This is a genomic window from Rothia sp. L_38, assembly GCF_050689125.1.
Taxonomy (GTDB): domain Bacteria; phylum Actinomycetota; class Actinomycetes; order Actinomycetales; family Micrococcaceae; genus Rothia.
Map to the genome: position 1 here is coordinate 22,640 of NZ_JBOEQD010000002.1, position 15,599 is coordinate 38,238.

Below are 15,599 nucleotides of genomic sequence, written 5' to 3' on the forward strand. Positions count from 1 at the left end.
GTACTCCGAGGTGTGAGATCAAGAAATGGTTCTTCTTGTCACCACGGCCAGCGCCCCGGGTACGCCAGACATACGCCCACACAGATCGTGGGCGTCGTAACTAGTGGTTCAAGGGGCTGGCGGTGTGACCGACAACCCCTGACCTGTCTGATTCGGGACTCGACATGCCCCAAATTCTAACATGCCTTCAATGGCAAGCGGTCTGGACAGATACTTCTTGAATCGGCACGGTGTCATTACGGGCGGGGGCCAGAACAACGTCCCTGGACATCACAGCTAGGCGCTGACCTCAGCGCTGTCGAAAGTTGCGGTATCGATCACCACGCGGAACTGGACGTCGCCGGCGACAACGCGCTCGTAGGCGGCATCGACCTCGTCCACGCCGATCTTCTCAATCACTGCGCCGATACCGTGCTCGGCGCAGAAGTCCAGCATCTCCTGGGTTTCGGGAATACCGCCGATGTTGTTACCGGTCAGCACCTTGCCGCCGCCGACCAGGCTGAACATGCGAACGTCCAGAGATTCCGGGGGTAGGCCAACAACCGAGAGAATGCCGCGGGGCTTGAGCAGACCCAGGTAGGCGTCCAGGTTGATGGGGGCTGAGATGGTGTTGAGAATCAGGTCGAACTCACCGCGGTGGTCGGTGAAGAAGTTTTCGTCGGTGGTTGCCAGGGTGCGGGCGGCACCCAGCTTGGCTGCGGCGTCCGCCTTCTTCAGGCTGCGGGAGAGCACGGTGACCTCAGCGCCCATAGCGGCAGCAATCTGCACGCCCATGTGCCCCAGCCCGCCCAGGCCCAAGATGGCAACCTTCATGCCGGGCTTAACGCCCCAGCGGGCCAGGGGTGAGTAGGTGGTGATGCCGGCGCAGAGCAGGGGTGCTGCCACGTCGAAGTCCAGGGCGTCGGGAATACGCAGAACGAAGCGCTCATTGACGGTGACCTTCTGGGCGTAGCCACCCTGGGTGATGGTGCCGTCTACGTCCTTGGAATTGTAGGTGCCCACCGCCCCGTTCAGGCAGTTGTTCTCAAAGCCGGCGACGCACTGCTCGCATTCGCCGCAGGAGTTGACCAGGCAGCCAACGCCCACGCGGTCGCCCACCTTGAACTTGGTGACGGCAGAGCCAACAGCCTCAACAGTACCCGCGATCTCGTGGCCTACAGCCAGGGGGAAGTGGGCCTCGCCCCACTCGTTGTGGATGGTGTGAATGTCGGAGTGGCAGATGCCGGCTGCCTCGATTTTAATGACCACATCGTCTTCGCGGGGATCGCGGCGCTCGATTTCGGTGATCTTGAAGGGCTGGTCGGGGCCAAATTTTTGCAGGGCCTTGACGGTGATAGGCACGGGGGTCTCCTTGGGTGAAGTGTTCTTGTCACCTTTCACTCTACGCCTGCCTGCAGGCTGCGCTACCTACAGCCCGCCCGGTTCGCTCTCAGAGTGAGCGGTTGTGCCGTCGGTGCGCTCACGCCGGTCAGCGCGCATGCGCAGCCAGTAGGCGAGGGGGCCCACGATGGGGATAAAGAGGGTGAAGAGCAGCCACTTGAGCTTCTGCGTCTCACTCAGGTGGGGCTGGCGGTGCACGGTGAGCACGCAGAAGATGGCCAGACCCATCGCGAGAAAGAGCAGGGGGTAGAAGAACCAGCCGAAGAGGCTGAGCTGGGTTCCTGTCTGCTCGGCGGTGAGGACGCCCGCGGCAAGTGTGCGTGTAGGCGATAGAGCGAGGGTGGAAAAGTAATCGAGGGGCATAGTGTCCATGGTAGTGGGCAGAAGAAAGAGAAGGGACCAGATTCCTCCGATAGTCCTTGTACACAACACATACAATGCGGAGTAATCTGGTCCCTTTGCGGGGGCAGACTAGATTTTTAGCGCAAACGCGGTATCTAGCCTATGAAAGCCAACTCTTAGGCCTTGCGGCGGCGGTTAGCTACCAGGGCAGCGCCACCGGCAAACAGGGCCAGGGCACCAGCACCAGCAACCATGGCTGCGGTGAAACCGGTGTGGGCCAGTCGTCCGGAAGAGCTGCTACCTGAAGAGGTAGAGGTCTTGATGGCGCTGCCGTCCTCAGCCTTGTTGGTGTAGTTGGGGTCCTGCTCGCAGCCTACGCCGTCCTTATCGGCATCCAGGCCCTTGTGGAAGCCAGCCTCGTCGGACTTGATGGGGCGGCCCAAAGCGTCCCACACAGCGGCGCAGTTCTCGTACTCAAAAGCGGTAGCTGAAGGCTCGGGCGCTACGACGGTGCTGTCGGAGCTGGGAGCCACGGTGGACTCAGCGGTCGGCTCAGCAGAGGGAGCAACGGTGGGCTCTTCGCTAGGAGCTACGGTCGGCTCTTCAGAAGGAGCGGGAGTAGGTTCCTCAGAGGGGGCAGGGGTGGGTTCGGCAACCGCACCGGTGAAGTTGGCTGAGAGGCGGACGGTGGTGCCAGCAACGCCGGTCGCATCAGTCAGAACAACCTCGTGGGTGCCGTTGGTGATGCCCTTACCTGCCAGGTCAAGGGAAACTGCCGCGGTGCCGTCCTCAGCAACAGCAACGGTGCCAACCTCAATGCCACCCACGGTCACCTTCAGCTCGGTCAGGGCGGGTACGCCGTAGCTACGGACGTTCAGGTCAGACAGGGAGAAGGCCAGGGTGCCGTTGACATCGTAGCTCTCAGCCAGATCAGCAACGCGCACAGCCTGCTTGGCGAAGTTGGGGTCAACGGTGCCAGCATTCTTGAAGTATTCAACGAAGGCGTCCGAATCTACCAGGGCGGTGTCCTTGGCGTTAACGCCCTGGGAGAGGGTGCTGAAGTTGTCGCCGCCGCCCAGCAGGAAGCTGGGGATAGCGACGGTGTAGGTGTCTGCGTCCTCAACCTTCTTGCCGTTGACGTACACATCGAGCACATTGGAGCCGCGGCTTGCGTAGCCCTCAGCGTCGGGGGAGCCGGTGTAGGTGTAGGTGACGTTGGATGAGAAGCCCAGCTGCAGGTAGGGGCGGGTTGCCATCTCGCCTGCCGAGTTCTGCTGCCACTGCTCTTCAAGCACGGTCTTGAGCTGGGCGCCGGTGAGCTCGGTGGTCCAGAGGTTGTTGGCGAAGGGGGTCACGTTGACGATGTCCATGACGCGCACATTCTTGTTCACGGCCAGGCCCAGTGAGGTGCGCAGGCCGCCGGGCAGCTCATCGCGCAGACCGCCGGGGTTGACGATGCCGATATCGGCGGGGGTGCGGCCGGTGGAGTTAGCGGCAGCCAGGTACATATCCGCTACCAGGTGACCCATGGTGGACTCGTAGTTGCGCATGTCAAAGCCACCCTGGGTGTCCTTGGCGGAGTCAAAACCGGTGGTGATAGGGGCACTGACCTGGCCAGCTACCACAGAGCCCTGCTCGGTGGCGTAGGCGTTAGCCTCTGTGACGATAGTGTTTACGTTAGCCAGCACGGGGTCAGCAGCAATCTGCTCAGAGGTGGGTGCATCCAGACGCTTGACCAGCTCAGAGGAGTAGGCGGTGACGTTCTTCTCGGCATCCAGAGTCAGCACAACCTTGCCCAGGTTATCGCCGTAGTTGCCGGTCTGAATAACGGGGCGGGTCTTGCCTGCCTGGCCGGGAACTGCGCCATCAATGACGTATTCGGCGTGGGTGTGGCCGGTGAAAATAGCGTCCACGGCGGCGCTGGTCTGGTTGATAATCGCGTCAGCTTCGGGAGCTGAGGTATCTACACCCTCGTGGTACTCAGCGATAATCACGTCGGCTTCGCCGTTGCTTGCATCGCCGTCAGAGAGCTGGGCGGCGTACTTGTTCACAGCCTCGATGGGGTCTGTGAACTGTACGGACGCCAGCGCTGAGGGGTCAGTCAGCTGCGGGGTCTCGGTGGTGACAGCACCAATGACGGCCACGGTGGTGCCGTTAACCTCGGTGGTGTAGTAGGGCTCCAGGGCGGGGGTGCCATCAGCCTTGAGGACGTTGGCGCCCAGGTAGGTGAAAGAGGACGCGGGGATGATGCGGTTAACCAGGTCGTCCATACCGGCATCGAACTCGTGGTTGCCCACGGCGCTGGCAGAAAGACCCAGGGCGTTCAGGTAGTCCAGGGTGGGCTGGTCCTTCTGAACGCTGGAAACGTAGAGTGAGGCGCCCACGTTATCGCCAGCAGACAGCAGCAGGGAGCCATCGGTGGCAGCCGCGCGCTCGGTCTGGATGGTGTTGGCCAGGCCCATAGCGATGCTGGTGGAAATACGACCGTGGAAGTCGTTAATGTTCAGCAGGGTCAGGGTGGTGGTATCGGCTGCACCTGCACCCGGAACGGGGGCAACAACCAGGGCAACAACGGTTGCGCCACTTGCGGCCAGGCCAGCAAGACGGCGGGAGAGAGAAGAAGACATGCTAATCTTTCGCTCGGTGAATGATGTGTGTCATTCAACAGAATAGCCCGCTTCGTACCGCCCCGCCGCTGTTTTAGATGACGTTTCGGTGAATTAGAAAACTAGCGGGCGAGCTCATGGGCCAGGGCCTGCTCAAGTTCTGGCTCAAAGAAAACGTAACCGCTGGCCAGTAGCTTATCTGCGCTGGCGCGCTGGCTTGCTAGCGCCAGCTCCTGAACTCCTTCTTTCCCCAGAAGCAGAGCGGGTGCAGCAGCTGGGATGGGCAGGAGGACGGGGCGGCGCAGCACCCTACCCACCGTCTTTGCCAGGGCCTTCGCCGTTACCGGCGTGGGAGCCACCGCGTTCACCGGCCCCTCCAGCTTCTCGGTCAGCACCGCATGCACATAGATACCGGCAATGTCGTCCAGGCTGATCCAGCTCTGCACCTGCTCACCCGAACCAATCCAACCCCCGGTCCCGCTCAAAAAAGCCGGCAGCTGCAGGCGCAACATGCCACCCAGGGCAGACTGCACCAGGCCGGTGCGCACGTTAACTACTCGAAGTCCAGCCTCACGGGCAGGCTCACAGGCAGCCTCCCATGCCTGGCACACCTCCGCCAAGAAGCCACGCCCGGCACTATCTTCTTCAGTGAGCGCCTCATCACCCCGGTCAGTACCGTAAATCCCCACCGCCGAAGCGCAGACGAAAACCTGCGGGGCAGCGTCCGCACCCTTCTGCTGCACAAGCTCAGCCAGAGTTGTTGCCAGCAGGGTTGTGGACTCAACACGGGAATCAAGAATCTTCTGCTTATTCTCCTCGGTAAACCGCTGGTTGATGCTGGCCCCGCCCAGGTGAATCACGGCGTCCGCACCCTCAAAAGCGGCGGTATCAACCTCGCCAGCAGACGGATCCCAACGGAACTCGTGCTCAGCCTCGGGTGCGCGGCGCACCAGCGTGCGCACCCTATGCCCGCCCCCGGTCAGCAGGGCAACCACCTGGCGCCCCACCATGCCGGACGCCCCAGCCACCACGACCGTCTGGGGCTCACTTTCATAGCGCTGCTGAAAATCAAGATCGGCACCGATTCGGCGCTCGCGGGCGGCAAAGACTTTCTCTAGCTGCTTTTGAGCCGCTGCCCGGGCAAGCTGTTCAGCCGCAGCTCCTACTTTTTCCGCGGGTGCGGGCGGCGTGGGAAGCGCTGTGAAGGTAATGCTATCGCGCACCACCGTATCGCCCGGCGTCGACAGGAAATCGTGGGTGTGCTCCCAGGAAGAAAAGGGGCCGCGGACCATTTCGTCAGTGAAGGAATCGGCGGACGTCCGGGTATGGCGGGCCGCCCAGGGGAGGGTCAGCAGACCCGAGGTCAGCGGCAGTGCCACCCTGGTGCGAGCGGTACTTCCAGGCTCGTTCGGTTTGCCCTCTTCGATGACGGAGCCAGCCCAGTGAGGGGTTGCCCGAGTCAGGGCGCCGGGGCGCACAAACCAGGTGCGCACGGTGTCTTCGTCGTAGGGGTAAGCGGCGGTGTAGGTAAAGTCAGCCATGGCAACCTTCCTGAGATTAAAGGAATTTTAAGTAACCTTACCTTTTGGGTGTTGGGGCACAGCAGAAGGCACGCGCAAGGCGTAAAAACCTTTTTTAGAGAGCCAGAGTGGTCAGCTTCTCCTCCACCGCCTCAATCAGCTCAGCCAAAGTGGTGATGTAATACTTCTCAGCCAACGTCACCGCATTCTCACCCGGTAGACCCTCTGTAGCAAAAGACCCCAGGCCAAAACCCGCCCCCGCACCAAAGCTGCTGGGTGCAGGTGCCTGGCCGCCCGCGTCCTGACCAAAAGCGCCCACCCCAAAGGCGGACGCCGGGGCGCTCGCCGCCTCGCGTGTGAGGGTGTACCCGTAGGCGGTCGAATCGGCATAGCTGATATTGAGCACATACTCCACCTGCACGCCGTCCTCGGAGCGCTCCACCGACAGATCGGCATCATCAAGGAACTCACCGTCGAGCTCCAACCCACCGTTGTACTCCAGTGCCCACCCAAACTTACGGGCCAACGCAAAAGCGGTCTCTTTGATCTGGGTGTGCTGCGGATCGACGGCCATTGATACTCCTTGCTGGGGCGGATGTTTCGTATCTACTGTACTCGGAGTCAAAGAATGGGGTTAAAGAGAAGTGGAGACGAGCCCTTCCCAGGGGCTCGCCTCCACTTCGATGCACTGCCCACACCCCTGCGGGCAGCTATCAGAGACGATAAATTTGAAACACACTCATACTCTGAATCGCAGGTCTGTCAGCCCAAACTCTTCCAGACCTACTACACCAAGTATGACACCTCAACCTCTGCAAAACCTGAGATTCTGTAGGCATAAAAGGGGATAAAAACCAGGCAGGTGAGGGGCCTTGCCCCCTGTTTTGGGTCTGGCAAGGTGAAACAAAACCACCCCTCAATAGTGCAAATTTTATCTATCTGTAAAAAATTTCTAGACCTTCATGGCGTGTTGCCCTCCCTGTCACACGCTTGACCGGTGATAAAGAGGGCATGGTGGCACAAGCGCCCTATTTCACCTCGTCAAGGTCAGCAGACTCAGGCACTTTCACCCGGGTATCCATGTTCAGGGTATCGCCGCGGAAGAAGGGCTTGAACTCGTCGCGGCCCATCAACAGGGCCATCAGCCCAAAGCCGATCACAAAGGAGGCTACCGCCGTCACAAAGACGCCACTGGTGCCCAGCATCTGGGTGTAGCCGTACTCAGGGTCAGCCATGTTGTAGAGCGAAATGACGAGAATAGCGGTCATCATCAGACCACCGGTTGCCGGAATAACCAGGCGGAACACCACGTTGCGGGCACTAGTGAAAATATCGCCCCGGTAGTACTTGATGCAGGCGAAGGACGTCACCGCGTAGTACAGGGCCACAGCTACGCTGGCAGCCTCGATGGTATCGGCCAGCATGTTCTCGCTGATGTAGGTCATGCCCGCGTAGAAAAGAGCCGAGCACACACCCATATAAACGGTAGAGGTCTTAGGGGTCTTGAACTTGGGGTGCACATCGCCGAACTTAGCCGGGATCGACTTATAAATCGCCATAGCGAAAATGCCGCGGGACGAAGGCAGAATCGTGGTCTGGCAGGTTGCCAGGGCAGATACAGCTACCGCCAAAATGATGATCCAACCCCAGGAGCCCAGGGCGGCGTCCTTAAAGGGGGTGAAGACGTCGTCCGAATTATCGGGGTTAGCCAGGCCAATGCCGCCCGACCCAGCGCCCGCGTACATCAGGGCTACCACGGTCACGAAAACGTAGGTGACCACCAGAATAGAGCTGGACAGGACGGCCGCGCGGCCGGGAGTGCGGTGGGGGTCTTTGGTCTCTTCGGCGATAGCCAGGCAGGTATCCCAGCCCCAGTAGATGAAGATAGCAATCAGCACGGCCTGAATCATGCCGTCAAAGCTAGCCTCAAAGGGGTTAAACCAGCTGGACTCAAACTCAAAGCCCGTCACTGCACCCGATGCCAGGGAATTAAAGACGCCCAGGGCCAGCAAAACAATCGCCACGTATTGAATGCCCACCAGCAGCCACTGGGTCAGTGAACCGGCCTCAATATTGCGGTAGGAAATCCAGGTGGTCAGGGCAATCACCAGAACACCGGTTGCCACAATGACGTGCTTGTTGTGGGCCAGGTCGTCCTGCCCCAGCAGCAGCCAAAAATAGATCGCCGCAATCTGGGTCTGATTAGCCATAGCAATCACGCCCGCCTCGATAACGCCCCAGCCAGAAATCCAGCCGGTCTTCGGGCCAAAAGCCTTAGCGCCCCAGGTGAAGACCGTGCCCGAATCCGGCACCGCCTCGTTCAGCTCCTTATAAGAGAGCGCCGTCAGGAGCATAGGGATAAAGCCCAAAATCAGGGCTATCGGGGCTTGATAGCCCACGGCTATCACGATGAAGCCGATAGAGGCAGCCAGTGAGTACATGGGGGCGGTTGACGCTACCCCGATGACGGTTGAAGAAGCTAGCCCCAGGCGCCCTGCGGCGAGGCCTTTGTGGCGGAAGTCGTTGGTCATTGTCGCTAAAGATCATCCTCTGCGGTGGGCGTAAGAAGCCCGCCCCGGTGGCGGTTGAACAGCTTTCAGTATAGGGGTTTAAAACCAGGACGCCGCCGCGCACCATCCCTGCTGCGGGGCAGGGTGGCGGGCGGCGGCGTCCTAACGAAGTAGGTACCCGAAGGGTGAACTACTTGCCGCGGGCTATGCGCTTTTCAGCCTGCTCGCGGTCGTAGGCCTGCCAGTACTCGCGCTGGGTGAGCTCGTCGCTGCCGTCCCAGGCGTCCAGGTTCTTGATCTCGGGCAGGTCTGAGGCCTGGAAGACCGGTTCCAGGCCGGCCTTGCGCTGAGCCTCGTAGTTGCGCAGTACCTTCATGACCTGGGGCATGAGCAGGCATACCGCGGTCAGGTTGACGATGACCATGCCGCCGTTGAGTACATCGGCTAAAGTCCACAGCAAATCCAGTGAAGCGATAGCGCCGAAGAACACGAACAGAATCACAATGACGCGGAAGATGTTCATGGGCAGGTGCTTCTCTGTGACGAAGCGGATGTTGGACTCGCCGTAGTAGTAGTTACCGATGATGGATGAGAAGGCAAAGAGGGTAATCGCTACGGTCAGGAAGTGAACCGCCCAGGGGCCCAGGTGGGTTGAGAGAGCGGTCTGGGTGAGGGTGCTCGACATGTCTTTGTTGCCGTAGGGGATGTTGCCGGCTACCAGCACGATGAAGGCGGTGACGGAGCAGACCAGCATGGTGTCGAAGTAGACGCCCAGAGCCTGCACGAAGCCCTGCTTGGCGGGGTGGGAGACAGACGCGGTGGCACCGGCGTTGGGGGCGGTACCCATACCGGCCTCGTTGGAGAGCAGGCCGCGGCGCATGCCGTGAATGATAATCATGCCGACGCCGGTGCCGGTGACGAATTCCTTCAGGCCGAAAGCACCTGCGAAGATATCTGCCAGGATGCCGGGGACGGCACCCAGGTTCATGACGACGATAATCAGACCCAGAATCAGGTAGAGCACGGCCATGAAGGGAACCAGCACCTCGGTGACCGAGGAGATGGTACGGATGCCGCCGAAGATAATGAAGCCCGCAATGACAGCGATGACAATACCGAGGGTGACGCGGAATCCCATACCGTTGGTACCGCTGACATCAACACCAAAGGAGCCAGCTGCTGCGCCCACGATGGAGTTGGTCTGCACGGCTACAAAGACGAAGGCGTAGGTGATGACGATGAAGGCGACAAAGATGAGGCCCAACCAGCGGGCGCCCAGGCCGCGTTCCATGTAGTAGGCCGGGCCGCCGATGTAAGAGTCCTTACCAGGGCGCTTGTAGAGCTGGCCCAGCAGGGATTCTGCGAAGGCGGAGGCTGCACCAATGGAGGCAATAACCCACATCCAGAAAACGGCACCGGGGCCACCCAGGATGATAGCCATAGCAACGCCGACGATGTTGCCCACACCCACGCGGGAGGCTGCCGAAACTGTAAAGGCACGGAAGGCTGAGATGCTCTTCTTGCCGTTGTACTCGGTGCCTGCCGGGTCCTTGAGGGTGCGGAACATTTCACCGATCAGGCGGAACTGCACACCTCGCGTTGCAATGGTGATGCCCAGGCCTGTTGCTACCAGGACAAAAAGAAGAAAGTAGGCCCAGAGTGCATCTGAGATGCCAGTGATTATCTCGGTTGCTCCAGCGGTGGATTCGTTGATCCAGTTCACTGCCTTGAGCAGAGTATCCATGCGTGCTCCAAATCGTTATAAGGGCGGACCGGTCCGGGGTATGGGTGGGCGCGGTTGCACCTTGGTGGGGCGCCTTAGCTGCGGCACGGTGGGCAGCAAGGGCGGAGAATCACCGGCGCTAAGTTCGGTGAACACTAGGGGTAATTCTCACAGCTCGCTTGCGTTTGTGCAAAACAGGTACGGTGTGATGTTGCCGTTTCGTGCACCGCTTTAAACGGATAGGTACCATCTGACTCGGAAAAACCCAGCTGGTTGGTGGGTTTTTCTGAGTTAGATGGTACCTACCCTGTGAGATGGGGCGGACGCTAGGCGCCGGGGCGGGGTGCGTCCGTATTGTCGGTGAAGACGTCGGGGATGCCGTCCTCGTTCTCGTCGATGCTTTCCTTGAGTGCAATCTGCTTGTAGTGCTTGTTGCGAATCGACAGAATCGTTGCGCCTAAGACCGCTGCGATAACCGAGCCGATCATAATGCCGATCTTGGCGTCCTCGGTGTGCAGGGAGCCTGACTCGAAGGAGAGCTCGGCGACCAGCATAGAAACGGTGAAGCCGATACCGCCGGTGACGGCTAGGCCGATCACATCAATCCACTTGATATCGGAGTCTAGGTTCACGCCGCGGAATCGGGTGATGAGCCAGGTGGTGCCGGTAATGCCGACGGTCTTGCCCAGTACCAGGCCAACCATGATGCCGATAGCAACGGAGTCGGTAAGGGCGGTGCGCAGGCCGTCCCAGCCACCGACTGCTACACCGGCGGAGAAGAAGGCGAAGAGGGGTACGCAGATGCCGGTGGAGAGCGGACGCAGGCGGTGCTCCAGGGTCTCGGCCAGGGAGGCGTGAGCATCGGCTTGCTTGGCCTGGGCGGTCATGCGGACGGGGACGCAGAAGCCCAGAATGACGCCTGCAATGGTGGCGTGAATGCCTGACTCTAGGAAGAGAGCCCAGGTGATGAGCCCCAGGGGTAGCAAGATGACCCAGGCCGCCCACTTTTTCTCGTGGAAGAACTTCTCATGCTTGTGAGTCAGCCAGAAATATAGCCCGATGGGAATGATGGAGATAATCAGGTACCAGGCGTGGAAGTTGCTGGTGTAGAAGAGGGCGATAATGACGATGGCAATCAGGTCATCGACCACAGCCAGGGTCAGTAGGAAGGTGCGCAGGGCTGCGGGCAGGAAGGTACCCACACCGGCCAGGACGGCCACCGCGAAAGCGATATCGGTGGCAGCGGGAATAGCCCAGCCGTGCACAGCGGTCTCATTGCCGTGGTTGATGGCGAAATAGATGATAGCCGGCGTCATGGCGCCGCCGAAGGCCGCCGCGATGGGGACGACGGCTTTACCCGGGTCGCGCAGGTCGCCCACCACGAACTCTTTTTTGAGTTCTAGGCCGGTGAGGAAGAAGAAGACCGTGAGCAGGCCGTCAGCGGCCCACAGGTGCACGTTCATCATCAGGTGGCTGAAGCCTGGAATGCTCAAGCCCAGCTCGGTATCGCGCACACTCTCGTAGAAATGTGCTGCCTGGGAGTTAGCCAGAATAACGGCGAGCACGGTGGCGGCGAGCAGAATAAAACCACCCACCGATTCCTTGCGCATAATCTCTGAGACGCGGCTGGTCTCGGCGTACGATCCGCGGGAAAAGAGCGGGTCCTTGTGAGGCGCTTCAGTCATGCCTCTCCTTAGGTCAGGTGTATCTTCGCTTGCTTCAGGTTCCATTATGCTCCTTTAGCCCAGCTAATGCCGGAATCTGAGATGCAGAACTGCACCCCGGCGTCCGCCCCGTTTGAAAAGCCTCCGCGCACCTGCCCCGCACACAAGGGGACCGCACAACCCAAAAGGGACCGCATACTATGCGGTCCCTTTGAGGAAATAAGGTCCCCTTGAGGTAGTGGGGAACGGACGCTAGGCGCCGGGGCGGGGTGCGTCCGTATTGTCGGTGAAGACGTCGGGGATGCCGTCCTGGTTTTCGTCCACAGTCTCCTTGAGCGCAACCTGCTTGTAGTGCTTGTTGCGGATCGACAGGATGATGGCACCGAGCAGGGCGGCGGTGACCGAGGCGGTCAGAATCGCGACCTTAGCGGCGTCGTTGTAGTCGGAGCCCAGGCCGAAGGAGAGCTCGGCAATTAGCAGGGAGACGGTGAAGCCGATACCGGCCAGGGTTGCCACACCAATAACGTCAATCCACTTGATATCGGGGTCCAGGTTGGCATGGCGCAGGCGGGTGACCAGCCAGGTGGAAGCAGTAATACCAATCATCTTGCCGAAAATCAGGGCCAGAATGATGCCGTAAGCAATAGGCTCGGTGACCGCGTCAATGAAGCCCTGGAAGCCGCCGATAGCGACGCCCGCTGAGAAGAAGGCGAAGACGGGGACGCAGAAACCTGCGGAGAAGGGGCGCACGCGGTGCTCCATGACCTCGGCCAGGCCGTGGTGGGCGTCCGCTGCTTCGGTGCGCTTGTTCTTGCGCACGGGAATCATGAAGGCCAGAATGACGCCCGCGATGGTGGCGTGAATACCCGAGTTCAGGAAGAGTACCCAGACCACAAAACCGATGGGCAGCAGGATAAACCAGGACGCGGCCGGGGATAGGTGGAAGAGCTTCTCACCCTTGCGCGCTACCAGGGCGTAGAGGGCAATGGGAATGATCGAGAGGGCAAGGAAACCGATCTTCAGGTCTGAGGTGTAGAAGAGGGCGATGATGGTGATGGCGATCAGGTCATCGACCACGGCCAGGGTGAGCAGGAAGGTACGCAGGGCAGAGGGCAGGTGGGATCCAATGACGGCGAGGACGGCCACCGCGAAGGCGATGTCGGTTGCTGCGGGAATAGCCCAGCCCCCGAGGGCCTCAGAGCTGCTGTTGAGGTTGACCAGTGCGTAGATGATGGCGGGCAGGGCAACGCCACCTGCTGCTGCCACGATGGGCACCAGAGCCTTACCGGGGTTGCGCAGGTCGCCCTCGACGAATTCTTTTTTGAGTTCCAGGCCGACGAGGAAGAAGAAGACCGCTAGCAGGCCGTCGGCTGCCCAGTGACCGATGGAGAGTTTAAGGTGCAGGCCCCAGAAGTCTGCGCCCAGGTAGGTGTCGCGCAGGCCGAAGTAGTGCTCGGCGGCCGCTGAGTTAGCAAAGATGAGGGCGAGGACGGTGGCAACCAGCAGGATGATGCCGCCGGTGGATTCCTTGGAGAGGATCTCTGAAATGCGCTGGGATTCCTTGTAGGAGCCGCGCGATAGGACGGTGTTTTCTGATGACATAAACGCTCTTTGAGGTCGATGAGTAACGATAAACCGCCTACTCACCGGCCGCTTCTGAAGGGTTACCGGGGCGGACGCCTGTAGCGCCGCGGGTGCCTGCCTTCAGGTGGGGCGGTGGTGAGTTGGGCGGGCCGACCAGTCTTCCCGGCACACCTTAGTAATCTAGCTTATCAAATGCGAGGTGAGGAGGGGAATTAGATAACGGGAACAAGTTTTGGGAGCGAGCCATGCTAGCAAGAGGACGGCTTGAGGGGTACCTACCGAGACCTGGAGGCAAAAACTAGCCCTAAATAATCGATATTTTTCGCAAAACGCGCCAACACGGGTGCACCAGAAGCAGAAACCCTTTCGAAAGAAACTTAGACTAGGTATAGACAACCCCCAGTCCTCCCCATTGCACCGACCAGAGGAACCATGAGCGAAGAAACCCCCGCAGCCGCTACCGATGCCACCCGCTGGCTGACTGAAGAAGAGCGCGAAGGCTGGCTCTTTATCTCCTCCATCATGTTTAACCTGCCCGGCCAACTTGAAAGCCAGTTGCAGAAGGATTCGGGCCTCAGCTTCGTTGAGTACATGGTGCTCGCTATGCTCTCAGAATCTCCCCAGCACAAACTCACCATGACCGACCTGGCTCGGCAGACCAACACCCTGCTGCCTCGACTGTCACGGGTGGTAACCCGCCTGGAGAAAGATAACTTTGTTGAGCGCAGCACCTGGGAAAAAGACCGCCGTGTCTCCATCTGCCACCTGCTGCCCGGTGGTCTGGCTAAGGTGCAGGAGGCTGCCCCCGGCCACGTCGAGGCTGTTCGCCGCATTATCTTTGATCAGCTTAATGCCCGCCAGGTGAAGTCCCTCGCCAAAATCGGTGAATCAGTCCTGGGGGACAAGCCCAGCACGGTCATTAACGTCTCGAATGTAGCCTCTCTCGACTAGGCGATTTAAACCTCTGGTGGTGGTTCCCGCTATGTCTATGCACAGTTCTTATCCACAGCTTTAAATCTGGATTATCTATAAAAAGGTGCCCCGGTCAGCCTGTTTAGGCGGCCGGGGCACCTTTTATCCCCACCTGTGGATAAGTCTGTGAACAATATCCACTTAAAAGGTGGAAAAACCGCCAGCCCTGTGGGTAAAAACGCTCAAAAGTGCGCTCATCACCGAGTTGAAGTGCCTAAAAAGTATGTTTTCCACAGTGCTTATCCACACCCGTGGATAAGTGACACCGGTGTGATTTTCGAACAACACCGGTGTATTTTCGAAAGGCTACGCCCCTGCTTGCCCTATCCTCTGCACTATTTTCTCGAACATCTTCGAAACTCCCAGCCGTGTAATTCGAATATCCCCAGTTTTATCCCCACCTGTGGATAACTTTCCCCGCTCTTAAGTGGAAAACTGTGGAGAACCTACCCCGGGCGTCCGCCTGCCCCCTTTCAGCCGTTTTGCCCAGGGCTAAACAAGGGGACTTATCAAGTAACCTCCCGTGACCCCGCGCGCTCCAGTGTGTAGAGTTAAACCCAGAAAGACCCAAAGAAGGGCCTTCAACGAAAGGAATGACCATGTCAGAAAAGTACGTTCTGCCTGAACTCGACTACGACTACGCAGCCCTCGAGCCCCACATCTCAGCCCGCATCATGGAGCTGCACCACTCCAAGCACCACGCCACCTACGTCGGCGGCGCTAACACCGCTCTTGAGAAGATGGAAGAAGCCCGCGAAAAGGGCGACTTCGCCAACATCGGCAAGCTCTCCAAGGACCTCGCCTTCAACCTGGGCGGCCACACCAACCACTCCATCTTCTGGAAGAACCTCTCACCCGAGGGCGGCGACAAGCCCGTCGGTGAACTGGCAGCAGCAATCGACAACGACTTCGGCTCCTTCGACGGCTTCCGCGCCCACTTCGAGAACGTAGCCCTCACCATCCAGGGCTCAGGCTGGGCTATTCTGGCCTGGGACACTGTCGGCAAGCGCCTCGTCATCGAGCAGCTCTACGATCAGCAGGGCAACATCTCCGTCGCCCTGATTCCCGTCCTGCAGCTCGACATGTGGGAGCACGCCTTCTACCTCGACTACCAGAACGTCAAGGGCGACTACGTCAAGGCCTTCTGGAACATCGTCAACTGGGAAGACGTCGCAGCCCGCTTCGACCGCGCCGTCTCCCAGACCAAGGGCCTCATCATTCCCGAGGCCTAAACCCCTCGCACCCCGTGTGCAGGTAAAAAGCCGGTGCCGGCGTCCGCTCCAATGAGAGAAGGACGC

At 59.7% G+C, this 15,599-nt stretch carries 12 protein-coding genes; 2 read left to right on the plus strand and 10 right to left on the minus strand.

The features are described 5' to 3' along the window. Positions 1-18: 18 nt before the first annotated feature. The 10 genes from ACRCJM_RS01450 to nhaA (ACRCJM_RS01495) all read right to left on the minus strand — a co-directional run bounded on the left by ACRCJM_RS01450 (position 19) and on the right by nhaA (ACRCJM_RS01495) (position 13,347). Positions 19-72 carry a chloramphenicol resistance leader peptide gene (locus ACRCJM_RS01450; protein WP_011113070.1) on the minus strand — a complete coding sequence of 18 codons (54 nt, stop codon included), beginning with the start codon at positions 70-72 and terminating at the stop codon, positions 19-21. A 204-nt stretch (positions 73-276) separates the two neighbouring features. Continuing rightward, a complete protein-coding gene (locus ACRCJM_RS01455) occupies positions 277-1,341 on the minus strand; it encodes an NAD(P)-dependent alcohol dehydrogenase (RefSeq protein ID WP_431463521.1) in 1,065 nt (354 codons plus the stop codon). Positions 1,342-1,407: 66 nt separating this feature from the next. Then, complete coding sequence (locus tag ACRCJM_RS01460) at positions 1,408-1,743, minus strand: PLD nuclease N-terminal domain-containing protein (RefSeq protein WP_431463522.1); 336 nt, start codon at positions 1,741-1,743, stop codon at positions 1,408-1,410. 155 nt (positions 1,744-1,898) lie between these two features. Further along, positions 1,899-4,349, minus strand: coding sequence for a 5'-nucleotidase C-terminal domain-containing protein (locus tag ACRCJM_RS01465; RefSeq protein ID WP_431463523.1), 2,451 nt, complete (start codon positions 4,347-4,349; stop codon positions 1,899-1,901). Between the two features lie 101 nt (positions 4,350-4,450). Next, positions 4,451-5,869 carry a TIGR01777 family oxidoreductase gene (locus tag ACRCJM_RS01470; RefSeq protein ID WP_431463524.1) on the minus strand — a complete coding sequence of 473 codons (1,419 nt, stop codon included), beginning with the start codon at positions 5,867-5,869 and terminating at the stop codon, positions 4,451-4,453. 94 nt (positions 5,870-5,963) lie between these two features. Next, entirely contained in the window at positions 5,964-6,422 is a 459-nt protein-coding gene (locus ACRCJM_RS01475) for a hypothetical protein (protein ID WP_431463525.1), read from the minus strand. A 454-nt stretch (positions 6,423-6,876) separates the two neighbouring features. Then, entirely contained in the window at positions 6,877-8,379 is a 1,503-nt protein-coding gene (locus ACRCJM_RS01480; RefSeq protein WP_431463526.1) for an APC family permease, read from the minus strand. Between the two features lie 169 nt (positions 8,380-8,548). Next, positions 8,549-10,102 carry an alanine/glycine:cation symporter family protein gene (locus ACRCJM_RS01485; protein WP_431463527.1) on the minus strand — a complete coding sequence of 518 codons (1,554 nt, stop codon included), beginning with the start codon at positions 10,100-10,102 and terminating at the stop codon, positions 8,549-8,551. Between the two features lie 305 nt (positions 10,103-10,407). Then, a complete protein-coding gene (gene nhaA, locus ACRCJM_RS01490) occupies positions 10,408-11,766 on the minus strand; it encodes a Na+/H+ antiporter NhaA (protein ID WP_431463528.1) in 1,359 nt (452 codons plus the stop codon). A gap of 231 nt (positions 11,767-11,997) precedes the next feature. Beyond that, positions 11,998-13,347 carry a Na+/H+ antiporter NhaA gene (gene nhaA / locus ACRCJM_RS01495; RefSeq protein ID WP_431463529.1) on the minus strand — a complete coding sequence of 450 codons (1,350 nt, stop codon included), beginning with the start codon at positions 13,345-13,347 and terminating at the stop codon, positions 11,998-12,000. A gap of 414 nt (positions 13,348-13,761) precedes the next feature. Here nhaA (ACRCJM_RS01495) and ACRCJM_RS01500 point away from each other — a divergent pair, with 414 nt between their 5' ends. Together ACRCJM_RS01500 and ACRCJM_RS01505 are read left to right on the plus strand one after the other, a co-directional pair. After that, complete coding sequence (locus ACRCJM_RS01500) at positions 13,762-14,280, plus strand: MarR family winged helix-turn-helix transcriptional regulator (RefSeq protein WP_237199677.1); 519 nt, start codon at positions 13,762-13,764, stop codon at positions 14,278-14,280. A 620-nt stretch (positions 14,281-14,900) separates the two neighbouring features. Next, positions 14,901-15,533 carry a superoxide dismutase gene (locus ACRCJM_RS01505; protein ID WP_135012588.1) on the plus strand — a complete coding sequence of 211 codons (633 nt, stop codon included), beginning with the start codon at positions 14,901-14,903 and terminating at the stop codon, positions 15,531-15,533. The last annotated feature ends 66 nt before the right edge of the window (positions 15,534-15,599 follow it).

Bases quoted from the DNA above. Each gene is read 5' to 3' on its own strand.
- ACRCJM_RS01470 (WP_431463524.1), bottom strand. From the start codon at position 5,869: ATGGCTGACTTTACCTACACCGCCGCTTACCCCTACGACGAAGACACC.
- nhaA (WP_431463528.1), bottom strand. From the start codon at position 11,766: ATGACTGAAGCGCCTCACAAGGACCCGCTCTTTTCCCGCGGATCGTAC.
- ACRCJM_RS01500 (WP_237199677.1), top strand. From the start codon at position 13,762: ATGAGCGAAGAAACCCCCGCAGCCGCTACCGATGCCACCCGCTGGCTG.
- nhaA (WP_431463529.1), bottom strand. From the start codon at position 13,347: ATGTCATCAGAAAACACCGTCCTATCGCGCGGCTCCTACAAGGAATCC.
- ACRCJM_RS01465 (WP_431463523.1), bottom strand. From the start codon at position 4,349: ATGTCTTCTTCTCTCTCCCGCCGTCTTGCTGGCCTGGCCGCAAGTGGC.
- ACRCJM_RS01505 (WP_135012588.1), top strand. From the start codon at position 14,901: ATGTCAGAAAAGTACGTTCTGCCTGAACTCGACTACGACTACGCAGCC.
- ACRCJM_RS01485 (WP_431463527.1), bottom strand. From the start codon at position 10,102: ATGGATACTCTGCTCAAGGCAGTGAACTGGATCAACGAATCCACCGCT.
- ACRCJM_RS01480 (WP_431463526.1), bottom strand. From the start codon at position 8,379: ATGACCAACGACTTCCGCCACAAAGGCCTCGCCGCAGGGCGCCTGGGG.
- ACRCJM_RS01475 (WP_431463525.1), bottom strand. From the start codon at position 6,422: ATGGCCGTCGATCCGCAGCACACCCAGATCAAAGAGACCGCTTTTGCG.
- ACRCJM_RS01460 (WP_431463522.1), bottom strand. From the start codon at position 1,743: ATGCCCCTCGATTACTTTTCCACCCTCGCTCTATCGCCTACACGCACA.